The following is a 23,104-nucleotide window of genomic DNA, read 5'->3' as shown; positions in this document are numbered from 1 at the left end:
CAAATTTTTTTGTTCTGTGTCATATACTCGGCCTGCCACTTGCAGGATATTTGCGCAAGCGGCGTCGACACGTGGCGGAGGCTTCGTGTCTACAAGGCGATCTTCACAATAAAAATCCGGAGTAGTTCAGATGTCGTCTCGTGAGACTGGGAATGTAAAGTGGTTCAACGATGCCAAGGGTTATGGCTTCATTCAGCGCGAAGGTGGTGCGGATGTGTTCGTCCACTATCGGGCGATTCGCGGTGAGGGGCATCGTACCCTGGTCGAAGGGCAGCGGGTGGAATACGCCTGCGTGCAGGGCCAGAAAGGCCTGCAAGCCGAAGACGTAGTAGGGCTCTGAGCCTCATGCTGTAAGGCTTGTTGTGGGAGCTGGCTTGCCGGCGATTACCGGCAAGGCCGGTGCCAGGTACCGTGTTGCCTGCATCGGCGGCAAGCCAGGCTCCCACAGGAATACCCTGTGTTCAGGTACGCCAGGTGATTTCCTCTTCACCGTCGGCGCTGATGCGGACCCAGCGGTCGGCATCCTCTTCCCCGTCTTCTTCCACCCAGCCACCCGGCGCGCAGCGCACTTCCACACCCAGTGCGGCGAAAGCGGCGCGGGCGCAGGCAACGTCATCGGCCCAGGGCGTCTGGTCGCTTTCCAGGTAAAGGCTGTTCCATTTCCCTACAGCTTTGGGTAACCAGGTGACCGGAATGTTACCGGCCTGGCATTTGAAGGTCTGGCCTTTCTGCTGCCATTCGCTGCACGGGCCGATCGCCTGGGCAAGCCACTCGGCAATCTGCTTGTGGTCGACGTCGGCGTCCTTCAGGTAGATCTCGATATCAGGTTGGCGCATAAGGGCTCCGGTGTGCTCAGTCTTGGCGCAGGAAATAGTCATAACGCATGGAAACCGTGACTTCGAACGGCTCGGCCTGGTCGATCACCCGGGCACGCCTTGCGGCACTGGCGCGCCAGCCGTGCGGAGTCATGGCCAGCAGGTCGGCGCGGGCCTTGGGCGCGACCAGGCTCAGGCGAAACTCGAGGGTTTCGCTGTGGGCATGGGCCATGCCTTCGGGGACCAGTGCGAGGTGCTTGTCGTCGGCGTAAGGGCGTACTTCATCGTAGAGCACTTCGCGCAGTTCCATCAGGTGGCCGCTGGTGGGGCCGACCCGCATCAGGCCGCCGCCAGGGCTGAGCAGGCGCTTGGCCTCGGCCCAGTCGAGCGGGCTGAACACGCTTGCGATGAACTGGCAGCTGGCGTCGGCCAGCGGCACCCGGGCCATGCTGGCGACCATCCAGGTGACCTCGGGCGCGCGGCGGCAGGCGCGCTTGACCGCCTCGCGGGAGATGTCCAGGGCATAGCCCTCGGCGGCTGGCAGCGCCTGGGCGAGCTGCGCGGTGTAGTAGCCCTCGCCGCAACCGATGTCCAGCCAGGCGGAGGGCTGGCGCTCGGCGGCCAGTTCGGCCAGGCGGCGCGCCACCGGGGCGTAGTGGCCGGCCTCGAGGAAATCGCGGCGGGCCTCGACCATGGCCTGGTTGTCACCCGGGTCGCGGCTGTTCTTGTGCTGCACCGGCAACAGGTTCAGGTAACCCTGGCGGGCGCGGTCGAAGCGGTGGCCGGCCGGGCACACCACACCGTTGTCGAGCCGGCTCAGCGGCGCTTGGCAAAGGGGGCAGGCGAGCATCAGGCGAGCAACCGGACCAGGGTCTGGTAGTAGATTTCGGTCAGCAGGTCGAGGTCGCTGGCCAGGATCCGCTCGTCAACCTGGTGGATGGTGGCGTTGACCGGGCCAAGCTCGACCACCTGGGTACCCATGGTGGCGATGAAGCGGCCGTCGGAGGTACCACCGCTGGTGGACGGCTGGGTGTCGCGACCGGTGACGCCCTTGATGCTGGCCGATACGGCGTCCAGCAGCTCGCCCGGCTCGGTGAGGAACGGCAGGCCCGACAGTGCCCAGTCGATCGACCAGTCCAGTTCATGCTTGTCGAGAATGGCCGACACCCGCGCCTGCAGGCCTTCGACGGTGGACTCGGTGGAGAAGCGGAAGTTGAACAGCGCGCTCAGCTCGCCCGGGACCACATTGGTAGCGCCGGTGCCAGCATTGAGGTTGGAGATCTGGAAGCTGGTCGGCGGGAAGAACGCATTGCCTTCGTCCCAGTGCTCGGCGGCCAGTTCGGCCAGAGCCGGGGCAGCCAGGTGGATCGGGTTGCGCGCCAGGTGTGGGTAGGCCACGTGGCCCTGCTTGCCGCGTACGGTCAGCTTGGCGCCCAGCGAGCCACGGCGGCCATTCTTGACCACGTCACCCAGCAGGGTGGTGCTGGATGGCTCGCCGACGATGCACCAGTCCAGGCGCTCGTTGCGCGCTTTCAGGCGCTCGACCACGGCCTTGGTGCCGTGGTGGGCCGGGCCTTCCTCGTCGCTGGTGATCAGGAAGGCGACTTTGCCACGGTGGTTCGGGTAGTCCTGCACGAAGCGCTCGCTGGCCACCACCATGGACGCCAGGCTGCCTTTCATGTCGGCGGCGCCACGGCCGCAGAGCATGCCGTCGGCGTCGATCAGCGCCTCGAAGGGTTCATGCTGCCATTGTTGCACCGGGCCGGTGGGCACCACGTCGGTGTGGCCGGCGAAGCACAGCACCGGGCCGTCCTGGGTACCGTGGGTGGCCCAGAAGTTGTCGACGTCCTCGATGCGCATCGGTTCCAGCTGGAAGCCCACGGCGCCCAGGCGGTTCATCATCTGCGCCTGGCAGTCGGCGTCGACGGGGGTGACCGAGGGGCGACGGATCAGGTCGCAGGCCAGTTGGAGGGTGGGCGAAAGCTCGGCTGGGGCCGTCATGGGGGACTCCGGGGCAAGGCAAGGCGGGAGAAATCTGAGGGGCGTTATCTTATATCAAACCGTCAGGCCAATGGGGCCGCTTTGCGGCCCTTTCGCGACACAAGGCCGCTCTTAAAAGCTATCGCGCCACATCTGACGGGATGCGATCCCATGTAGGAGTGGCCTTGTGTCGCGAAAGGGGCGCAAAGCGCCCCCAAAGAGCTCAAGCCTGTTGCGCCTCGGCGGCCTTTTCCCCAGGTTTGGGCAACGACGACAGAAACGCCATCACCAGCGCTGCCACATAAGGCAACGATTGCACCAGCAACATCGCCACCCAGAAGCGCATGTCCGAACTCGGCAGCCCCTGCACCAGATAGATGCCCAGTGCCGCACCCCACAGCAGCAACATGATGAACAATTCTTCCCGGGCCTCGGAAATCGCCACCAGCAAGCCATGGCTGTCGGCGTTCTTCGGCGTGCGGAAGAACGGCATGCTGCTGGTGAAGAAACCGTACAGCACGGCCTTGGCGATGGTATGCGACAATGCCAGCCCGGCCAGTGCCGCGGCAAAGGCGTCCTTAAGGTTCACCCCCACTGCGCGCCGGTAGAGGAAAATGATCTTGCCGACCTTGAAGAAGAACAGCGCCAGCGGCGGGATGGCGAAGATCATCAGCGGCGGGTCGACCCGGTGTGGCACGATGATCATCGCCGCCGACCACAGCAGCGCGCCGACGGTGAAGAAGATGTTCATGCCATCGGCGATCCAGGGCAGCCAGCCGGCCAGGAAGTGGTAGCGCTGGCCACGGGTCAGCTCGCTGCCCTTGCCGCGCAACAGCGCGCTGGCGTGGTGCTTGATGATCTGGATGGCGCCATAGGCCCAGCGGAAACGCTGCTTCTTGAAGTCGATGAAGGTGTCGGGCATCAGGCCCTTGCCGTAGCTGTTGTGGGCGTAGGCCGCCGACAGGCCCTTTTCGAACACGCGCAGGCCCAGCTCGGCGTCCTCGCAGATGCACCACTCGGCCCAGCCCAACTCTTCCAGCACGCTGCGCCGGGTCATGGTCATGGTGCCGTGCTGGATGATCGCGTCACGGTCGTTGCGGGTGACCATGCCGATGTGGAAGAAGCCCTTGTACTCGCTGTAGCAGAGCTTCTTGAAGGCGCTTTCGTGCTGGTCGCGATAATCCTGCGGCGACTGCACCACGGCGATTTTCGGGTCGGCGAAGTGCGGCACCATGTGCTTGAGCCAGTTGCGGTCGACGCAGTAGTCCGAGTCGATCACCGCAATCACTTCGGCGTCCTTGGCGGTGTGCGGGATCAGGTAGTTCAGTGCGCCGCCCTTGAAGCCGGCCAATGGCGCGACGTGGAAGAACCTGAAGCGCTCGCCGAGCTTCTCGCAGTGGGCCTTGAGCGGCTCCCAAACGGCCGGGTCCTTGGTGTTGTTGTCGATCACCAGCACTTCGTAGTCGGGGTAGTCCAGTGCGGCCAGGGCGTCGAGGGTCTGCTTCACCATCTCTGGCGGCTCGTTGTAGCACGGCACATGCACCGACACCTTGGGCCGGTAGGCGCTGTCGGCCTGCACCGGCAGGAATTCGCGGCGGCGCTTGTGTATCCATACCGCCTCGGCCAGTTCGTGGGCCTCGGTGAGCAGGACGATGAATACCCCCAGCGCGCCAAGGGCCAGCAGCACGCCCACGGTCAGGCTGAACCAGGTGCTGTATTGCTGGCTGTAGTCGTAGGCGATCCACACCAGGACCGAGCCGCACAGGAACGTGATGAAGGTCAGGAAGGTGCGGCCGCGCTGGCGCAGGGCAGAGCCGTCGATGAACAGCACGGTCAGCGCAATCAGGGCCAGGACCACCGAGGCCACTGCCAGGGCACGCCATTGCGGGATCGCCACCACCGGGCCGTCGAAGTTGAACTTCTGCTGGCGCTCGGCGTTGTACACCCCCCAGTAGGCGCCCACCGAACCTTCGTCACTGGCTTTCCAGGGCTGGTCATAGGCTTCGATGACGAAGTAGTTGTACCCACGGCGATTGAGGGTATTGACCAGGGTGCGCAGGTAGATGGCCTGGTCGGCCTGAGTGGCATCGGCACCCCCGCGCATGCGGCCGTTGCTCGGCCAGCCGACTTCCGACAGCAGCAGCGGCTTGCGCGGGAACTGGTGTTTCAGTTCGCGGGCGCGGTCGAGGACGAATGCGACCGAATCCTTCATCGGCACGAACTCCCAGTACGGCAGGATGTGCGCGGCGATCAGGTCGACGTGCTTGGCCAGCTGCGGGTTTTCTTTCCAGATGTGCCACTGCTCACTGGTGGTCACCGGTACCTTGACCGCTGCACGTACCCGGTCCAGGTACTTGATCAGGTTTTCCGGGGTGACCTCCTCGCGGAACAGCGCCTCGTTGCCGACCACTACCCGGACGACGCTGCGCGAGGTGTTGGCCAACTGGATGGCGGTGGCGATCTCACGCTCGTTGCGCTCCAGGTCCGGGCTGATCCAGATACCCAGCGTGACCCGCAGGCCGAACTCCTCGGCCAGCCGCGGGATATCGGCCTGGGTGCCTTCCACGGTGTAGATACGGATGCTGTCGGTCAGTTTGCTCAACTGCTCCAGGTCCTGGCGCATCTCGTCGTCAGTCGGGTACTGGCCCTTTTGCGGGCTTTCCCCCAGGCGGAACGGCGAATACGAGAAACCGGAGATCTGCTCGGGCCAGGCAGGGGCGGAAACCGGGCGATTGATCAGTGCCCAGAACCCGGTGAACAACGCGGCGATGGCCAGGACCACGACCAGGTTCAGGCCGAATTTACGTGAAGACATTGTCGTCCATTTGTGTCGAAGTGATACGACATTAAAGCAGGGTTGGTAGGCTCTTTCCTAACGATGCAGGCGATGGGCCCACTGGCATATAATGCGCGCCGGTTTTTTGGGGTATGAGCATGAGCACAGAAGATCCACGCTTCGCGGGCGTTGCCCGGTTGTATGGCGACCAGGGGTTGCAGCGCCTGGGCCAGGCCCATGTGGCCGTGGTCGGTATTGGCGGGGTAGGCTCGTGGGCGGCCGAAGCGTTGGCCCGCAGTGGTGTGGGCGAGATCACCCTGTTCGACCTCGACGACGTCTGCGTCAGCAACACCAACCGCCAGGCCCATGCCCTGGAAGGGCAGGTGGGGCGGCCCAAGGTCGAGGTCATGGCCGAGCGCCTGCGGGCGATCAACCCGGCCTGCAGGGTGCATGCGGTAGCCGACTTCGTCACCCGTGACAGCATGGCCGAGTACATCAGCGAAAACCTCGACTGTGTGATCGACTGCATCGACAGCGTCATGGCCAAGGCCGCGCTGATCGCCTGGTGCCGCCGGCGCAAGATCGCCATTGTCACCACCGGTGGCGCCGGCGGGCAGATCGACCCGACGCAGATCCAGATCGCCGACCTGAACAAGACCTTCAACGACCCGCTGGCTTCGCGGGTGCGTTCCACCCTGCGCCGCGACTACAACTTCTCGCGCAATGTCAGCCGCAATTATGGCGTGCCGTGCGTGTTTTCCAGCGAGCAGCTGCGCTATCCCAAGGGGGATGGCAGCGTGTGCCTGCAGAAGAGTTTTGTCGGTGAAGGTGTGCGCCTGGACTGCTCGGGTGGCTTCGGCGCGGTGATGATGGTGACCGCGACCTTCGGCATGGTGGCAGCAAGCAAAGCGGTAGAGAAACTGGTGGCCGGTGCACGACGGCCGTCGGAGCGCGCCAAGCCTGAGTAAAACCCTTCCGCTTTGCTTGGCCCCTGTAGGAGCGGCCTTGCGTCGCGATGGGGCGCGCAGCGGCCCCACGATTGCAGCTTCGCAGTGAATATGGCCGGGGCCGCTGCGCGCCCCATCGCGACGCAAGGCCGCTCCTACAGGCCTTGGGTTCAGGCAGCCGAGGCTAGCTCCGCCATCCGCTGCAACACTGCATGCAGGCCATTGCTGCGCGACGGTGACAGCTGGCGCTCCAGGCCCAGCTGGGTAAACCACTCACGCAGATCAAGCTCGGCCAGCTCTCCACTGGGCAACCCCTGCACCCGCACCAGCAGCAACGCCAGCAGCCCGCGCAACAAGCGGGCGTCGCTGGTGGCCTTGAACTGCCACGCGCCTTCGACTTGCTCGGCTACCAGCCACACCAGGCTTTCACAGCCATGCACCCGGTTGGCCTCGGTCTTTTCAGCCTCAGCCAAGGGCTCCAGGCGGTCGCCCCACTGCATCAGCAGGCGCGCACGCTGTTCCCAGCCCTTGCTTTGCTCAAACGCCTCCAGCGCCTGGCAGGCCTCTGCTGGCAGGTTCATCGCAACAGCTCCAGGCCCTGGTCCAGCGCGTCGAAGAAACGCTGCAAGTCATCGCTGTCGTTGTACAGCCCCAGCGACACGCGAATGGCCCCCTCCAGCCCCAACCCCTTGAGCAGCGGCATGGCACAGTGGTGCCCGGCACGCACGGCAATACCTTGCTCGGTCAGCAGGTGGGCGATATCAGCGTTGTGCACGCCTTCAATGACGAAACTGGCCAGGGCTGCCTGTGGTGCGCCAAGGATGCGCACACCATCGCGGTCTGCCAGGCCACGCAGCAAGTGCTGGTGCAGACTGGTTTCATGGCGTTCGACCGCCTGGGCATCGAGGCTGGCCAGGTAGTCCAGGGTCGCGCCCAGGCCGATCACGCCGGCAATCGGCGGGGTACCGGCCTCGAAGCCCAGCGGCGCCGGGCGGAAGCTGGCGCTATGGTACTCGGCCAGTTGCACCATCTCGCCGCCGAACTGCCAGTGGCGCAACCGCTCCAGTGCCTGGCTGCGGCCGTACAGCACGCCGACGCCTTCCGGGCCGTACAGCTTGTGGCTGGAGAACACATAGAAGTCGCAACCCAGTTGCTGCACATCGTGGCGGCCATGCACCACGCCCTGGGCACCGTCGACCACGGTCAGCGCGCCTTGCGCGCGGGCATGGGCCAGCAGTGCCGGTAGCGGCTGCCAGGTACCCAGCACGTTGGACAGCTGGCTCACCGCCAGTACCCGGGTACGTGGCCCGATCAGTTGCAGTGCCTGCTCGAGGTCGATGCGGCCCTGGCCATCCAGCGGCAGCACTACCAGGCGCAGGTTGCGCCGCTGCGCCAGTTGTTGCCAGGGCAGCAGGTTGGCGTGGTGCTCCAGGGCGCTGACGGCAATTTCATCACCGGCCTCGAAGCGCTGTTCCAGGCCATACGCCAGCAGGTTTAGCGCCGACGTGGCACCGTGGGTGAACACGATCTGCCGCGAATCTGCCGCATTGAGCCAGGCGGCGACCTTGTCGCGACTGGTTTCGAAAGCCTGGGTCGCGAGTGCGCCGGGCAAATGCTGGGCTCGGTGCACGTTGGCTGCGCCATGGCCGTAGTAATGGCTCAGGGCATCGAGCAGGGCTTGCGGCTTCTGGGTGGTGGCGGCGCTGTCCAGGTAGGTCTGGTGCTGCCGTTGCAGGGCGGCGATCGCGGGGAAATCGGCACGCCAGGGGGAGGGCTGGAACATGGTCGCGGGGCCTGGAAGGAAAATCGGGTCTGGCGAGGTGCCAGACCCGATCTTAACATTTCAAGCGCTGAGAATCCGCTGCTGCAGGGTTCTCAGTTGTGCGCGTGCAGCGCCTCGTTCAGCTCGATGGCCGACTTGTGGGTCTTGCACTCCACTGCACCGTTCAGCGAGTTGCGGCGGAACAGCAGGTCGGTCTGGCCGGCCAGGTCGCGGGCCTTGACCACTTTCACCAGCTGGTTGTTCTCGTCCAGCAGGTTCACCTTGGTACCGGCGGTGATGTACAGGCCGGCCTCGACGGTGTTGCGGTCGCCCAGCGGAATACCGATACCGGCGTTGGCGCCGATCAGGCAGCCTTCGCCAACCTTGATGACGATGTTGCCGCCACCGGACAGGGTGCCCATGGTCGAGCAGCCGCCGCCCAGGTCCGAGCCCTTGCCGACGAATACGCCAGCCGAAACGCGGCCTTCGATCATGCCTGGGCCTTCGGTGCCGGCGTTAAAGTTGACGAAGCCTTCGTGCATGATGGTGGTGCCTTCGCCGATGTAGGCGCCCAGGCGGACACGGGCGGTGTCGGCGATGCGTACGCCGGCCGGGACCACGTAGTCGGTCATTTTCGGGAACTTGTCCACCGAGAACACTTCCAGCAGCTCGCCCTTCAGGCGCGCTTCCAGTTGCAGCTCGGCCAGTTCGGCCAGGTCGACTGCGCCCTGGTTGGTCCAGGCAACGTTCGGCAGCAGCGGGAAGATGCCGGCCAGGCTCACACCGTGCGGCTTGACCAGGCGGTGCGACAGCAGGTGCAGCTTGAGGTAGGCCTCTGGGGTCGAGCTCAGTGCGGCGTCTTCGGCCAGCAGGGTGGCGACCAGTGGCTTGTGGCTTTCGGCCAGGCGGGTCAGCAGGGCTGCCTGGGCGGCGTCGACGCCTTTCACGGCTTCGGCCAGTTGTGCAGCCTGGGCAGTGCTGAAGGCGATGGCCTGATTGCCGCCTTGGTAGCCGAGGATCGGCGCTACCGCTGCAACCAGCTCTGCGCTCGGGTTGAGCAGTGGTTGTGCGTAGAATACTTCCAGCCAGGCGCCCTGGCGGTTCTGGGAGCCGACACCGAAGGCCAGGCTGAACAGGGTATTGGACATGTGATTACCTCGTGCGAAATAGGGTAGGGGCTCAGGCCAGGGCAGTGGCGTAAAGGTCTGGCTTGAAGCCGACCAGGGTGCGCGTGCCAAGGTCGAGCACCGGGCGCTTGATCATTGACGGCTGGGCCAGCATCAATTCGACGGCCTTGGCCTGGTCGAGGTCGGCCTTGCTGGCGTCGTCCAGCTTGCGGAACGTGGTGCCGGCACGGTTGAGGATGATTTCCCAGCCGTGTTCGTTGCACCAGCGGTTCAGGCTGTCACGGTCGATGCCTTGGGTCTTGTAATCGTGAAATTCGTAGGCGATGGCTTTTTCGTCGAGCCAGGTACGCGCTTTTTTCATGGTGTCGCAGGCTTTGATGCCGTAGAGCGTGTAGGTCATTGTGTACATTGAGGCCACAGGCTGCCCCAATCTCTCCATTTTCGAATATCAGTCGCGGGATTATGCGGGAACCATCCTTTGAGCGCCACGGGGGAACATGCCTTGGGGCTGTAGCGCATGCGCCCCACGTCTCATCATGTTACATATTCATCCCTCACCTGCGACTATCGTGCAGCGGTCTCGTTTCCCGTTACCCCGCTAACATGTTGTTTCAATGGCGCTCTCTCGCCCTGCTGTCGATCTTGATTCACAAAGGAAGCCTTCCCGGATGCAGTCCGCCTATACCGTCCTCATCCTGCTGACGCTGGTCAGCGTGTCGAAGCTGGTCGGTCGCATGATTCCGCTGCCCCTGCCGCTGGTGCAGATTGCCGCTGGTGCCTTGCTGGCCTGGCCGACGCTGGGCCTGCATGTGGCCCTGGACCCCGAACTGTTCCTGTTCCTGTTCCTGCCACCTTTGCTGTTCGCCGACGGTTGGCGCATTCCCAAGCGCGAGCTGTGGCGCATCCGCGGGCCGGTGGTGGCACTGGCCGTGGGGCTGGTGTTGTTCACTGTGGTCGGGGCCGGCTATTTCATCCACTGGTTGCTGCCTGGCATTCCGTTGCCAGTGGCTTTCGCCCTGGCGGCAGTCTTGTCGCCGACCGACGCCGTGGCAGTGTCGGCCATTGCCCAGGACCGCCTGCCCACCCCGCTGATGCACATGCTGCAAGGCGAGGCCCTGATGAACGATGCGTCCGGCCTGGTGACCTTCAAGTTCGCCCTGGCGGCAGCGATCACCGGGGTGTTCTCGTTGACCGATGCCAGCTTCAGCTTCGTCCTGGTCGCCCTCGGCGGCCTTGCCGTGGGTGTCGCCCTGAGCTGGCTGATCGGCCGCCTGCGGGCGTGGATGATCGCCCGCGGCTGGGACGACCCGGCCACCCACGTGGTGTTCATGTTGCTGCTGCCGTTCGCCGCCTACGTGCTGGCCGAGCGCCTCGGCGTGTCGGGCATCCTCTCGGCGGTGGCGGCCGGCATGATGCAGAGCTGGCTCGACCTGCTGCCCCGGCAGACCAGTACGCGCCTGCTCAACCGCAGTGTCTGGTCGTTGCTGGAGTTTGCGTTCAATGGCCTGATCTTCCTCCTGCTGGGCCTGCAATTGCCCGACATCATCAAGGCCGTGGTCAGCCATGAGGCCACCGTATGGCCGACCCTGGCCTGGCGTTGCCTGGATGTGGTGGCCATCTTCGCCGCGTTGATCCTGCTGCGCTTCATCTGGGTGCAGAGCATCTGGCGCTCGATCGGCGTGGTCCGGCGCTGGCGCGGCAAGCCAGCGCTGGTACTGATGCCCACGGCGCGCTCCTGCTGGCTGTTGACCTTGGGCGGCGTACGCGGTGCGGTCACCCTGGCCGGTGTGATGTCGATCCCGCTGCTGATAGAAGCGGGCAAGGCGTTCCCCGAGCGTGACCTGCTGATCTTCATCGCGGCCGGGGTGATCCTGCTGTCGCTGATCACCGCCTGTATCAGCCTGCCGCTGCTGCTGCGCGGGGTGACCAAGAGCCCGGACGAGCGCTTGCACCAGGAAGTGCAGGAGGCCTGGCGGCGTACTGCCGAGGCGGCGATCCACGCCCTGGAGGCAGAGGAGGTGATCGACAGTACCGCGCCGCAGGATGCCGCCCAGGCGACCTTGGCGACCGAACTCAAGGCGCGCCTGATGGCGGAATACCGGGATGAGCTGGACAGCTACAACGACAGCGCCGAAGCCAAGGCCCTGGCGCAACAGATGGACCTGCTGGAGCGACGTCTGCGCCTGCGCGCGCTGCGGGCGCAGCGGCTGGAGCTGTACAACCTGCATCGTCAGCACCTGGTGGGTGACGAGGTGGTGCGCCAGGTGCTGGGCGAGCTGGACTTGAGCGAGGCGAACCTGGGATCGGTCAAGTAGACCGCAGGGGCCGCTTTGCGGCCCTGTGGGAGCGGGTTTACCCGCGAATCAGGCGACGCGGTGAATGGCACCGGCTGTGCCGGTGTTCGCGGGTAAACCCGCTCCCACCGCTACTGCACAACACTCAAGAACTGTACGGGCCCTGTCGAATCAGCGGTTCTGCAGGAACTCGCGAATCCGCTCCGCCGCCTCGATGCACTCGGCCAGCGGCGCGACCAGCGCCATGCGCACGCGCCCGGCGCCCGGGTTCACCCCATCCACTTCGCGCGACAGGTACGACCCCGGCACCACCGTTACATGCTGCGCCTCGAACAGGTCACGGGTGAATTCGGCATCGCCACCCGGTACCTTGGCCCACAGGTAGAAGCTGCCATCCGGGCGCTGCACGTCCAGCACCGGCTGCAGGATATCCAGCACGGCATCGTACTTGGCGCGGTACTGGTCGCGGTTCTCGCGCACATGCGCCTCGTCCTGCCAGGCGGCAATGCTGGCCAGCTGGGTTTGTACCGGCATGGCGCAGCCATGGTAGGTGCGGTACAGCAGGAACGGCTTGATGATCTCGGCATCCCCGGCGACGAAGCCCGAACGCAGGCCCGGCAGGTTGGAGCGCTTGGACAGGCTGTGGAACACCACGCAGCGCTTGAAATCGCTGCGGCCGAGTTCCGCACAGGCAGTCAGCAGGCCCGGTGGCGGGGCGTCTTCGTCGAAATACAGCTCGCTGTAACACTCGTCGGCGGCGATCACGAAGTCGTGCTGGTCGGCCAGGGCAATCAGCTTCTTCAGGGTGGCCATCGGCACCAGCGCGCCGGTGGGGTTGCCCGGCGAGCACAGGAACAGGACCTGGCAACGCTGCCACACCTCGGCCGGCACGGCGTCGAAATCGGGGTTGAAACCGTTGCTCTCCAGGCACGGCAGGTAGTGCGGGGTGGCACCAGCCAGCAGTGCTGCACCTTCGTAGATCTGGTAGAACGGGTTGGGGCTGACCACCAGGCCGTCATCGGCGCGGTTGACCACGGCCTGGGTGAAGGCGAACAACGCCTCGCGGGTGCCGTTGACCGGCAGGATGTGGCGCTCGGCGTCCAGCCAGCCGGCCGGCACGCCGAAGCGACGCTCGCACCAGTGGCCGATCGCCTGGCGCAAGGCGGGCAGGCCGATGGTGCTGGGGTAGACCGCCAGCTTGTCGAGGTTGTCGGCCATGGCCTGGGCGACGAACGCCGGCGATTCGTGCTTCGGCTCACCGATCGACAGGGCGATGGCGCGTTTGTCCGCCGCCGGCTTCACGCTGCCCAGCAGGGCGCGGAGTTTCTCGAACGGGTAGGGCTGAAGCTGGGTCAGGGCATGGTTCATCGGCGCAAGGTCTCGTCAATCGTCTAGTCGTTAAAAAGTCACGCGGGTCGGGCTGGTATCGCTGGCCTGGCCGGCCTGCAGCTGCTGGACGATGGCCTCCTGCAGGCGGCTGCACAGCTGTGGGTCGGACAGCGGCTGGTTGTCGGCGTCGGTGATGAAGAACACGTCCTCCACCCGCTCGCCAAGGGTGGCGATCTTGGCATTCTGCAGCGACAGGTCGAATTCCAGGAAGATCCGCCCGAGCCGGGCCAGCAGGCCTGGGCGGTCGGGCGCGGTGATCTCGAGGATGGTCACTGGCCGCTGGGCATCGTTGAGGATGGTCACCTGCGGCGGGAAGTCGAAGTGCTTGAGCTGGCGTGGCACCCGGCGCTGGATGATGGTCGGGTAGTCCTCGGGGTTGCGCAGCGCTTCGGTCAGGCCGTCGCGAATCTGCTTGACCCGCTGCGGGTTGTCGCCGATCGAGCCGCCATCGTTGTCCAGCACGATGTAGGTGTCGAGGGTGAACTGGCTGCTCGAGGTGATGATCCGCGCGTCGTGGATGTTCAGGTTCAGCTGCGACATGGCGGCCACCGTCACGGCAAAGAAATCGTGCTGGTCGGGGGCGTAGATGAAGATCTGCGTGCCGCCTTCGAATTCGCGCTGGGTGGTTTCCTTGATCAGCACCAGTGGCCCGCCGTCGGCCGGCTGCTGCAGGATCGCGTCGCTGTGCCAGGCCACGTCGGCGGCGGTGTGCTTGAGGAAGTAGTCATCGCCCAGCTGTGCCCACAATTGCTCGACGTCGTCCGGGTCGGTGCCCTCGCGCACCAGGATGTCCAGCGCCGCGGACTGGGTCTGGCGGATCTGCTCCTCGCGGTCCAGCGGGTTTTCCAGGCCGCGGCGCAGCGCGCGCTTGGTCTCGGTGTACAGCTGGCGCAGCAGGCTGGCACGCCACGAGTTCCACAGGCTGGGGTTGGTGGCGTTGATGTCGGCCACGGTCAGCACGTAGAGGTAGTCCAGGCGCGTTTCATCGCCCACGTGCAGGGCAAAGTCGTTGATCACCTGTGGGTCGGACAGGTCCTTGCGCTGGGCGGTGGTCGACATTACCAGGTGGTTCTGTACCAGCCAGACGATCAGGCGGCTGTCCCAGGCCGGCAACTGGTGACGTTCGCAGAACTTCTGCGCATCCACCGCGCCCAGCTCGGAATGGTCGCCCTGGCGGCCCTTGCCGATGTCGTGGTACAGCCCGGCAAGATAGATCAGCTCGGGCTTGGGCAGGCGCCCCATGAGCTTGCTGGCCAGCGGGAATTTCTCGGACACCGGCGTGTACTGCAGCTTGCGCAGGTGCTTGATGAGGTTGAGGGTGTGCGCGTCGACCGTGTAGATGTGGAACAGGTCGTGTTGCATCTGCCCGACGATCAGGCCGAATTCCGGCAGGTAGCGGCCGAGGATGCCATAGCGGTTCATCCGCCGCAGGTTGCGGTGGATGCCGATTTCGCACTTGAACAGCTCGATGAACAGGCTGGTATTGCGGATATCGGTGCGGAAGGTGTCGTCGATCAGGTGCCGGTGTTCGCGCAGCAGGCGCACGGTATCGGCGCGCACGCCCTTGATCTCGGGGTGCTGGGCCATCAGCACGAAGATTTCCAGCATGGCGAACGGGGTGCGCTTGAACACGTTCGGCCGGGTGGCTTCTATATAGCCATCATGCAGGCGGAAGCGTGCATTCAGCGGCTGGGTGGTACCGCTGTCGTCATCGGCGAGGATCACTTCTTCAAAGTGCTGGATGATCAGGTCGCACAACTGGCTGATGCTCATCACCACCCGGTAGTACTGCTGCATGAACTGCTCGATCGCCCGCTTGGGGTTGTCGTCGCTGTAGCCCAGCAGCGCGGCGATGCTGCGCTGGTGGTCGAACAGCAGGCGGTCCTCGGCGCGCCCGGCCAGCATGTGCAAGGCGTAGCGCACCTTCCACAGGAAGTCCTGGGAAGAGGCCAGCAGCTCGTTCTCGCTTTCCAGCAAAAAGCCTTCGCCGGCCAGCGCATGCAGGTTGAGGGTGCCGTACTGGCGGCGGGCCACCCAGAGCACGGTCTGGATGTCGCGCAGGCCACCGGGCGAACCTTTCACGTTGGGTTCGAGGTTGTACTCGGTGTCGTTGTACTTGTGGTGGCGGGCCTTGAGCTCGGCGCGCTTGGCCAGGAAGAAGTCCTTGCTCGGCCACATGTGCGTGGTGTCGGTCACCTCCAGCATGCGCTGGCGCAAGGCCTCGGGGCCGGCGATGGTGCGGCTTTCCATCAGGTTGGTGATGACCGTCAGGTCGGCGCGGGCCTGCTCGGCACACTCGTCGACGGTGCGCACGCTCTGGCCCACTTCCAGGCCGATGTCCCACAGCAGGGTGAGAAAGCGTTCGATGGCGTCGCGGTATTGCTCGTGTTCGGCGGCGCCCAGCAGGATCAGCAGGTCGATGTCCGAATGCGGGTGCAGCTCGCCGCGCCCGTAGCCGCCGACCGCGACCAGTGCGATGCCGCTGTGGTCGCCCCAGTCGAACTGGTTCCATGCCTGTTGCAGGATATTGTCGACGAGCCAGGCGCGGGCCTCGATCAGCGGGCGGATTTCGCCGCCGCTGCGAAAACGCCTGTCGAGCACCTCGCCGGCCTGGCGGATGGCCTTCTTGAAGGCGGCGATGGGGCTCGCCTTGAGGGCCAGTTCCGCCTGGAACTGGCCGCGGTCGAACAGCTCGGGATCCACCTGGGGCATCGCGTCAGGTTCCTGTCGAGGGGTGGCCGTTGGCTGAGTACGCTCAGGCCGAGGTGCGCGGGATGGTGTCGTCCTTGCGCAGGGTGAAGATCTCGTAGCCGGTCGCGGTCACCAGCAGGGTATGTTCCCACTGGGCCGAGAGCTTGCGGTCCTTGGTGATGGCGGTCCAGCCGTCGCCCAGCACCTTGGTGTCGGCCTTGCCCTGGTTGATCATCGGCTCGATGGTGAAGGTCATGCCTTCCTTCAGCTCCATGCCGGTGCCGGCGCGGCCGTAGTGCAGGATCTGCGGCTCTTCGTGGAACACCTTGCCGATACCGTGCCCGCAGAACTCGCGTACCACCGAGAAACCGTTCTTTTCCGCGTGCTTCTGGATCACTTCACCGATGTCGCCCAGGCGGCAGCCCGGCTTGACCAGCTCGATGGCCTTGTACATGCACTCCTGGGTGACCTTGGACAGGCGCTCGGCCCATACCGGCACGGTGCCGACATGGAACATGCGGCTGGTGTCGCCGTGGTAGCCGTCCTTGATCACGGTGACGTCGATGTTCAGCGTGTCACCGTCCTTGAGCGGCTTGTCGTTGGGGATGCCGTGGCAGACCACATGGTTGATCGAGGTGCAGATCGACTTCGGGTAGCCCTTGTAGTTGAGCGGCGCCGGGATGGCCTGCTGGACGTTGACGATGTAGTCGTGGCACAGGCGGTCCAGCTCTTCGGTGGTGACACCGGGCTTGACGTGTTCTTCGATCATTTCCAGCACTTCGGCGGCCAGGCGGCCGGCGATGCGCATCTTCTCGATGTCTTCTGCGGTCTTGATGGTGACGGTCATTACAGGCTCTCTACAGCGCCGCATGCGGCGCGAACAAACGGGAAAGGCCGGATTCTAGCAGAGCAGGGCGCCGATCGGTCGGGATAACATCGGAGAATTGGGCTGCCGTGCAGCCCATCGCCGGCAACCCAGCGCCCAGGGGAACTGCGTTACCCTGGTGGACGCTGCCATCTCTCCATGGGGCCATTCTTGCCTGTTTGGCGAGGGGCTGCAAAAGCCGCTGACGGACGCAACAGTATCCGGGTTCCGTTCGGCCGCTGTCTGTGGTATAAAATGCGCCGCTTTCGGGGACGACCCCGTCAGTACTTAACCCACACACGTGTCGACACGATGACCTGGGTGCCCCGAGTTGCAGAATTCGCGGGTTGGTCATTGGGATACGTGGAGGCCCAACCCGACTTATCAAGGAACTATCATGTCCCAAGTCAACATGCGCGATATGCTGAAGGCCGGTGTGCACTTCGGCCACCAGACCCGTTACTGGAACCCGAAAATGGGCAAGTACATTTTCGGCGCGCGCAACAAGATCCACATCGTCAACCTGGAAAAAACCCTGCCGATGTTCAACGACGCCCTGGCGTTCGTAGAGCGCCTGGCCCAGGGCAAGAACAAGATCCTGTTCGTCGGCACCAAGCGTTCCGCTGGCAAGATCGTCGCCGAGCAAGCTGCTCGTTGCGGTTCGCCATACGTTGACCACCGTTGGTTGGGCGGCATGCTGACCAACTACAAGACCATCCGCGCTTCGATCAAGCGTCTGCGCGACCTGGAAACCCAGGCCGAAGACGGCACTTTCGCCAAGCTGACCAAGAAAGAAGCCCTGATGCGCTCCCGCGACCTGGAAAAACTGGATCGCAGCCTGGGCGGTATCAAGGACATGGGCGGTCTGCCTGACGCTCTGTTCGTTATCGACGTTGATCACGAGCGCATCGCGATCACCGAAGCCAACAAACTGGGCATCCCGGTTATCGGCGTTGTCGATACCAACAGCAGCCCGGAAGGTGTTGACTACATCATCCCAGGTAACGATGACGCCATCCGCGCTATCGAGCTGTACATGACTTCGATGGCTGACGCAGTCATCCGTGGCCGCAACAACGTTGCCGGCGGCACCGAAGTTTACGCTGAAGAAGCGGCTGCACCTGCTGCCGAGTAATTAGACGCTAGCGTCGACTTGGCACGCAAAAAGGGGGCTCTGCCCCCTTTTTGCCACCTTGAAATCCTGCTGTCAGCATCGGCCCCGCATCATGGGCCCTGCTGAGATAGACACAGTGGATTTGCAGAATTGAACGCCCGTGAGCAACGGGTGGAATGGTTGAAAAACTTTCCAAGAGGATTTTGAAATGGCAGCAATTACTGCAGCGCTGGTCAAAGAACTGCGCGAGCGTACCGGCGAAGGCATGATGGATTGCAAGAAGGCCCTGGAAAAGGCCGGCGGCGACATCGAGAAAGCCATTGACGACATGCGTGCCTCGGGCGCCATCAAGGCCGCCAAGAAGGCTGGCAACGTCGCTGCTGAAGGCGCTATCGCCGTCAAGACCGACGGTAAATCCGCCGTCCTGCTGGAAGTGAACTCGCAGACCGACTTCCTGGCCCTGCAAGACGACTTCAAGGCTTTCGTAGCCGACAGCCTCGAAGAAGCCTTCGCCCAGAAGCTGACCGACGCCGCTCCGCTGATCGCTTCGCGTGAAGCTGCGCGTGAAGCGCTGGTCGCCAAGTGCGGCGAAAACGTCAACATCCGTCGCCTGGTGCGCGTTGAAGGTGACGTGGTCGGTGCCTACCTGCACGGCAACAAGATCGGCGCTGCCGTTGTCCTGAAAGGCGGCGACGTCGAGCTGGCCAAGAACATCGCCATGCACGTTGCAGCTTCGAACCCTGAGTTCCTGCTGCCGTCGGAAGTTTCGGCCGAAGCCATCGAGCGCGAGAAGGGCGTATTCCTGCAGCTGAACGCTGACAAGATCGCCGGCAAGCCGGAAAACATCGTCGAGAACATGATCAAAGGTCGTATCTCGAAGTTCCTGGCCGAAGCCTCGCTGGTCGAGCAGGCCTTCGTCATGAACCCGGAAGTCAAGGTTGGCGATCTGGCCAAGAAAGCCGGTGCTGAAATCGTTTCCTTCACCTACTTCAAGGTCGGCGAAGGCATCGAGAAGCCAGTCGACAACTTCGCTGAAGAAGTTGCCGCTCAGGTTGCTGCTGCCAAGCAGTAAGACAGCCCCGTCTGTCGCCCCAAAGAGGCTGCCCGCTCACGCGCGCAGCCTCTTTGTCAAAACGGAGAGGGGTTTATCCGACTCCCTCTTCGCTGGCACCGAAGCGGTGCCACGCTACAGTTAGCAGGCTGAAAACAGCCCGCACGAATTTTCTAAAAGTACGCCGCAGGAGAGACTCGCAATGGCTCAGCAGGTGAGTGGTCGCCAACCTCGCTATAAACGCATTTTGCTCAAACTTAGCGGCGAGGCCCTGATGGGCTCGGAAGACTTCGGGATCGACCCGAAGGTGCTGGATCGCATGGCCCTCGAAGTTGGCCAGCTGGTAGGCATCGGTGTCCAGGTCGGCCTGGTGATCGGCGGTGGCAACCTGTTCCGCGGTGCCGCGCTCAGCGCAGCCGGCATGGACCGTGTCACCGGTGACCACATGGGCATGCTGGCCACCGTGATGAACGGCCTGGCCATGCGCGACGCGCTGGAGCGCTCGAACATCCCGGCCCTGGTCATGTCGGCCATTTCCATGGTCGGTGTCACCGATCATTACGATCGTCGCAAAGCTATTCGCCACCTCAACTCCGGGGATGTGGTAATTTTCTCCGCCGGTACCGGCAACCCGTTCTTCACCACCGACTCCGCGGCCTGCCTGCGCGCCATCGAAATCGATGCCGACGTGGTGCTGAAGGCGACCAAGGTCGATGGTGTGTACACTGCCGATCCATTCAAGGACCCGCACGCCGAGAAATTCGATCACCTGACCTACGACGAGGTGCTGGATCGCAAGCTGGGTGTAATGGACCTGACCGCAATCTGCCTGTGCCGTGACCACAAGATGCCATTGCGGGTATTCAACATGAACAAGCCTGGCGCCCTGCTGAACATCGTGGTGGGTGGCGCTGAAGGTACTCTGATCGAGGAAGGCCAAGCATGATCAACGACATCAAGAAAGACGCGCAGGAGCGCATGACCAAGTCCCTCGAGGCCCTGGGTCGCAACCTGGCGGCAATCCGCACCGGTCGCGCTCACCCAAGCATCCTGGATAGCGTCAAGGTCCCGGCCTGGGGCAGCGAGATGCCGCTGAACCAGGTGGCCGCGATCACCGTCGAAGATGCCCGCACCCTGAAGATCGTCGCCCACGACAAGAACCTCAGCGCTGCCATCGAGAAGGCCATCCTCACCTCCGACCTGGGCCTGAACCCGTCCAGCGCCGGTACCACCATTCGTGTGCCGATGCCGGCCCTGACCGAGGAAACCCGCAAGGGCTACACCAAGCAGGCCAGCGGCGTTGCCGAGGATGCCAAGGTCGCTGTGCGCAACGTGCGCCGCGATGCCCTGGCCGACCTGAAAAAGCTGACCAAGGACAAGGAAATCAGCGAAGACGAAGAGCGTCGCGCCGCTGACGAGATCCAGAAGCTGACCGACAAGTTCGTTGCCGAAGTCGATGCTGCCTTCAAAGCCAAGGAAAAGGACCTGATGGCCGTCTAAGGCCGGGGTTTTTTAATGGAAAAGACCAAGCCAGCGGTGCCGTCCACGGTGCCGCGTCATGTCGCGATCATCATGGATGGCAACAACCGCTGGGCGAAAAAACGCCTGCTGCCCGGCGTTGCCGGGCACAAGGCGGGTGTCGACGCCGTTCGCGCGGTCATCGAAGTGTGTGCCGAATCCGGGGTCGAGGTGCTGACCCTGTTCGCGTTCTCCAGCGAGAACTGGCAGCGCCCCGCCGAAGAGGTCGGTGCGCTGATGGAGCTGTTCTTCTCGGCCCTGCGTCGCGAGGCCAGGCGGCTGAACGAGAACAACATCAGCCTGCGTATCATCGGTGACCGTTCGCGTTTCCACCCGGAGCTGCAGGCTGCCATGCGCGAGGCCGAGGCACTGACCGCCGGCAACAACCGTTTCATCCTGCAGATCGCGGCCAATTACGGTGGCCAGTGGGACATCGCCCAGGCCGCCCAGCGGCTGGCGCGGGAAGTGCAAGCCGGGCACCTGCGCCCGGAAGACATCACCCCGGGCCTGCTGCAGGCGTGCCTGGCAACCGGCGAGCTGCCGCTGCCGGACCTGTGCATCCGCACCGGTGGTGAGCACCGCATCAGCAACTTCCTGCTGTGGCAGCTGGCCTACGCCGAGTTGTATTTCTCCGACCTGTACTGGCCGGACTTCAAACACGAGGCCATGCGCAACGCCCTGGCCGATTTCGCTTCGCGCCAGCGCCGCTTCGGTAAGACCAGCGAGCAGGTCGAGGCTGGAGCTCGTGCTTAATGCTTAAACAACGCATCATTACCGCGCTGATCCTGCTGCCGATCGCGCTGGGTGGCTTCTTCCTGCTCAATGGCGGGGATTTCGCCCTGTTCATCGGCTTTGTGGTAACCCTCGGCGCCTGGGAGTGGGCACGCCTGGCCGGGCTGATGGCGCAGCCGCTGCGCATCGCCTATGCCGTGGTGGTCGCCGGGGCGCTGATGCTGCTGTATATCCTCCCCGAGCTGGCGCCCTGGGTGCTCGGCGCTGCGGTGATCTGGTGGGGGCTGGCCACATGGCTGGTGCTGACCTACCCGCGCAGCAGCGAGCTGTGGGCCAGTGCCGCCTGCCGGCTGCTGATCGGCCTGCTGGTGCTGCTGCCGGCCTGGCAGGGCCTGGTGCTGCTCAAGCACTGGTCGCTGGGTAACTGGCTGATCCTGTCGGTCATGGTGCTGGTATGGGCCGCCGATATTGGTGCGTATTTCTCCGGTCGTGCCTTTGGCAAGCGCAAGCTGGCCCCGCAGGTCAGCCCGGGCAAGAGCTGGGAAGGCGTGTATGGCGGCCTGGCGGTCAGCCTGGCGATCACGGCGGTGGTCGGCATCAGCCGCGACTGGAGCGTCGGGCAGATCCTGCTGGGCCTGCTGGGTGCCGCGCTGGTGGTCATGTCGTCGGTGGTCGGTGACCTGACCGAAAGCATGTTCAAGCGCCGTTCCGGCATCAAGGACAGCAGCAACCTGCTGCCCGGCCATGGCGGGGTGCTGGACCGCATCGACAGCCTGACGGCTGCCATCCCGATTTTCGCCGTGCTGTTGTGGGCTGCGGAATGGGGTGTGATGTGAGCCGTCCGCAGCGCATTACCGTGCTCGGCGCCACTGGCTCCATCGGCCTGAGCACGCTGGATGTCATCGCGCGCCATCCCGACCGCTATCAGGTGTTCGCCCTGAGCGGCTATTCGCGTATCGACGAGTTGCTGGCCCTGTGTTTGCGCCATCGCCCGGCGTTTGCCGTGGTGCCGGTGGCCGAGGCGGCCGTGCGTCTGCGCGAAGGCCTGGCTGCGGCGGGTTGCGCCACCGAGGTGCTGGAAGGCGAGGCCGGGCTGTGCCAGGTGGCTTGCGCGGCGGAAGTCGACGCCGTGATGGCGGCCATCGTCGGTGCTGCCGGCTTGCGTCCCACCCTGGCCGCGGTCGAGGCGGGCAAGAAGGTGCTGCTGGCCAACAAGGAGGCGCTGGTGATGTCCGGCGCGCTGTTCATGGACGCGGTGCGCCGCAGTGGCGCTGTGCTGCTGCCGATCGACAGCGAGCACAACGCGATCTTCCAGTGCATGCCGGGTGACTACGCGCGTGGCCTGAATGCCGTCGGCGTGCGCCGGATCCTGCTGACCGCCTCGGGTGGCCCGTTCCGCGAAACGCCCGTCGAGGCGCTGCTGGATGTCACCCCGGAGCAGGCCTGCGCGCACCCCAACTGGTCCATGGGGCGCAAGATTTCGGTGGATTCCGCCAGCATGATGAACAAGGGCCTGGAGCTGATCGAGGCCTGCTGGCTGTTCGATGCGGCGCCGGCCAAGGTCGAGGTGGTGGTGCATCCGCAAAGCGTGATCCACTCCCTGGTGGACTACGTGGACGGCTCGGTACTGGCGCAGCTGGGTAACCCGGACATGCGCACGCCGATTGCCAACGCCCTGGCCTGGCCCGAGCGGATCGACTCCGGGGTGGCCCCGCTGGACCTGTTCGCCATCGCCCGTCTGGATTTCCAGGCGCCCGACGAACAGCGCTTCCCTTGCCTGCGCCTGGCGCGGCAGGCTGCCGAGGCCGGCAACAGCGCGCCAGCCGTGCTCAATGCCGCCAACGAGGTCGCGGTCGAGGCATTTCTCCAACGGCGTATCCGCTTCCCGGAGATCGCGCGTATGATCGAACAGGTGCTCGATCAGGAGCCCGTCGTGCCGCTGCCGTCGCTGGACGCGGTGTTCGCCGCCGACCAGCGTGCCCGGGAGCTTTCCCGTGAATGGCTGAGGCGCCACGCTCGCTGATGCAGGCCCACCACGGTTCA

21 protein-coding genes are annotated in these 23,104 nt (G+C 64.4%); 10 read left to right on the top strand and 11 right to left on the bottom strand.

Annotated features, from left to right (window positions below; genetic code table 11):
* The first annotated feature begins 130 nt into the window (after positions 1 to 130).
* Positions 131 to 340: a cold-shock protein gene (locus tag JKP78_RS17900; RefSeq protein WP_003252255.1), complete on the top strand. Its 210-nt coding sequence runs from the start codon at positions 131 to 133 to the stop codon at positions 338 to 340.
* A gap of 121 nt (positions 341 to 461) precedes the next feature.
* Here JKP78_RS17900 and JKP78_RS17895 read toward each other — a convergent pair whose 3' ends face one another.
* The 4 genes from JKP78_RS17895 to JKP78_RS17880 form a co-directional block, all read right to left on the bottom strand.
* Positions 462 to 836, bottom strand: a complete 375-nt coding sequence (locus tag JKP78_RS17895; RefSeq protein WP_170028623.1) for a hypothetical protein — start codon at positions 834 to 836, stop codon at positions 462 to 464.
* A gap of 16 nt (positions 837 to 852) precedes the next feature.
* Positions 853 to 1,665: a putative RNA methyltransferase gene (locus JKP78_RS17890; protein WP_170028625.1), complete on the bottom strand. Its 813-nt coding sequence runs from the start codon at positions 1,663 to 1,665 to the stop codon at positions 853 to 855.
* Positions 1,665 to 2,816, bottom strand: a complete 1,152-nt coding sequence (gene dapE, locus JKP78_RS17885) for a succinyl-diaminopimelate desuccinylase (protein ID WP_186689844.1) — start codon at positions 2,814 to 2,816, stop codon at positions 1,665 to 1,667. The genes JKP78_RS17890 and dapE overlap by 1 nt, the downstream gene beginning before the upstream one ends.
* Positions 2,817 to 3,018: 202 nt before the next feature.
* Complete coding sequence (locus JKP78_RS17880; protein WP_186689842.1) at positions 3,019 to 5,610, bottom strand: glycosyltransferase; 2,592 nt, start codon at positions 5,608 to 5,610, stop codon at positions 3,019 to 3,021.
* A 119-nt stretch (positions 5,611 to 5,729) separates the two neighbouring features.
* On the opposite strand from JKP78_RS17880, the gene tcdA reads away from it, so the two are divergent.
* Positions 5,730 to 6,539 (top strand): tRNA cyclic N6-threonylcarbamoyladenosine(37) synthase TcdA, encoded by an 810-nt coding sequence (tcdA, locus tag JKP78_RS17875; RefSeq protein ID WP_186689840.1) that lies wholly within the window; start codon positions 5,730 to 5,732, stop codon positions 6,537 to 6,539.
* 149 nt (positions 6,540 to 6,688) lie between these two features.
* Here the strand turns inward: tcdA and JKP78_RS17870 are convergent, their stop codons facing one another.
* The 4 genes from JKP78_RS17870 to JKP78_RS17855 form a co-directional block, all read right to left on the bottom strand.
* On the bottom strand, positions 6,689 to 7,099 hold the full coding sequence (locus JKP78_RS17870) for a SufE family protein (protein ID WP_186689838.1): 411 nt from the start codon (positions 7,097 to 7,099) through the stop codon (positions 6,689 to 6,691).
* Complete coding sequence (locus tag JKP78_RS17865; protein ID WP_186689837.1) at positions 7,096 to 8,301, bottom strand: cysteine desulfurase; 1,206 nt, start codon at positions 8,299 to 8,301, stop codon at positions 7,096 to 7,098. The genes JKP78_RS17870 and JKP78_RS17865 overlap by 4 nt, the downstream gene beginning before the upstream one ends.
* Before the next feature lie 92 nt (positions 8,302 to 8,393).
* Entirely contained in the window at positions 8,394 to 9,428 is a 1,035-nt protein-coding gene (gene dapD, locus JKP78_RS17860; RefSeq protein ID WP_186689835.1) for a 2,3,4,5-tetrahydropyridine-2,6-dicarboxylate N-succinyltransferase, read from the bottom strand.
* Between the two features lie 31 nt (positions 9,429 to 9,459).
* Complete coding sequence (locus JKP78_RS17855) at positions 9,460 to 9,807, bottom strand: ArsC family reductase (RefSeq protein WP_170028639.1); 348 nt, start codon at positions 9,805 to 9,807, stop codon at positions 9,460 to 9,462.
* 268 nt (positions 9,808 to 10,075) lie between these two features.
* Between JKP78_RS17855 and JKP78_RS17850 the strand changes: the two genes are divergently transcribed.
* The gene (locus JKP78_RS17850; protein WP_186689834.1) at positions 10,076 to 11,722 is read left to right on the top strand and encodes a Na+/H+ antiporter; all 1,647 of its coding nucleotides are present in this window, start codon (positions 10,076 to 10,078) and stop codon (positions 11,720 to 11,722) included.
* A gap of 150 nt (positions 11,723 to 11,872) precedes the next feature.
* Here the strand turns inward: JKP78_RS17850 and dapC are convergent, their stop codons facing one another.
* Genes dapC through map form a run of 3 tightly spaced genes read right to left on the bottom strand, consistent with a single transcriptional unit; the run spans position 11,873 to position 16,628 of the window.
* Positions 11,873 to 13,069 carry a succinyldiaminopimelate transaminase gene (gene dapC, locus JKP78_RS17845; RefSeq protein ID WP_200627095.1) on the bottom strand — a complete coding sequence of 399 codons (1,197 nt, stop codon included), beginning with the start codon at positions 13,067 to 13,069 and terminating at the stop codon, positions 11,873 to 11,875.
* A 30-nt stretch (positions 13,070 to 13,099) separates the two neighbouring features.
* Positions 13,100 to 15,802 carry a [protein-PII] uridylyltransferase gene (locus tag JKP78_RS17840; protein ID WP_170028644.1) on the bottom strand — a complete coding sequence of 901 codons (2,703 nt, stop codon included), beginning with the start codon at positions 15,800 to 15,802 and terminating at the stop codon, positions 13,100 to 13,102.
* A gap of 43 nt (positions 15,803 to 15,845) precedes the next feature.
* Positions 15,846 to 16,628 (bottom strand): type I methionyl aminopeptidase, encoded by a 783-nt coding sequence (map, locus tag JKP78_RS17835; RefSeq protein WP_170028645.1) that lies wholly within the window; start codon positions 16,626 to 16,628, stop codon positions 15,846 to 15,848.
* Between the two features lie 415 nt (positions 16,629 to 17,043).
* Here map and rpsB point away from each other — a divergent pair, with 415 nt between their 5' ends.
* From rpsB to ispC, 7 genes are all read left to right on the top strand, one after another.
* Positions 17,044 to 17,781, top strand: a complete 738-nt coding sequence (gene rpsB, locus JKP78_RS17830; RefSeq protein WP_046616139.1) for a 30S ribosomal protein S2 — start codon at positions 17,044 to 17,046, stop codon at positions 17,779 to 17,781.
* 187 nt (positions 17,782 to 17,968) lie between these two features.
* The gene (gene tsf, locus JKP78_RS17825; protein ID WP_170028646.1) at positions 17,969 to 18,832 is read left to right on the top strand and encodes a translation elongation factor Ts; all 864 of its coding nucleotides are present in this window, start codon (positions 17,969 to 17,971) and stop codon (positions 18,830 to 18,832) included.
* Between the two features lie 181 nt (positions 18,833 to 19,013).
* Positions 19,014 to 19,757 (top strand): UMP kinase, encoded by a 744-nt coding sequence (gene pyrH / locus JKP78_RS17820; protein WP_003252294.1) that lies wholly within the window; start codon positions 19,014 to 19,016, stop codon positions 19,755 to 19,757.
* The gene (frr, locus tag JKP78_RS17815; RefSeq protein WP_170028647.1) at positions 19,754 to 20,311 is read left to right on the top strand and encodes a ribosome recycling factor; all 558 of its coding nucleotides are present in this window, start codon (positions 19,754 to 19,756) and stop codon (positions 20,309 to 20,311) included. The genes pyrH and frr overlap by 4 nt, the downstream gene beginning before the upstream one ends.
* A 15-nt stretch (positions 20,312 to 20,326) precedes the next feature.
* On the top strand, positions 20,327 to 21,082 hold the full coding sequence (uppS, locus tag JKP78_RS17810) for a polyprenyl diphosphate synthase (protein ID WP_170028648.1): 756 nt from the start codon (positions 20,327 to 20,329) through the stop codon (positions 21,080 to 21,082).
* Entirely contained in the window at positions 21,082 to 21,897 is an 816-nt protein-coding gene (locus JKP78_RS17805; RefSeq protein ID WP_170028649.1) for a phosphatidate cytidylyltransferase, read from the top strand. Before uppS ends, JKP78_RS17805 begins: the two co-directional genes overlap by 1 nt.
* Positions 21,894 to 23,084: a 1-deoxy-D-xylulose-5-phosphate reductoisomerase gene (gene ispC, locus JKP78_RS17800; protein ID WP_170028650.1), complete on the top strand. Its 1,191-nt coding sequence runs from the start codon at positions 21,894 to 21,896 to the stop codon at positions 23,082 to 23,084. Before JKP78_RS17805 ends, ispC begins: the two co-directional genes overlap by 4 nt.
* Positions 23,085 to 23,104 lie beyond the last annotated feature (20 nt).

The sequence above is a fragment of the Pseudomonas sp. LAM2023 genome, from assembly GCF_016620375.1.
In the GTDB taxonomy this organism is placed as follows: Bacteria; Pseudomonadota; Gammaproteobacteria; order Pseudomonadales; family Pseudomonadaceae; genus Aquipseudomonas; species Aquipseudomonas anuradhapurensis.
The sequence above is the reverse complement of the archived record's forward strand: the minus strand, read 5'-3'. Positions and strand labels throughout refer to the sequence as shown.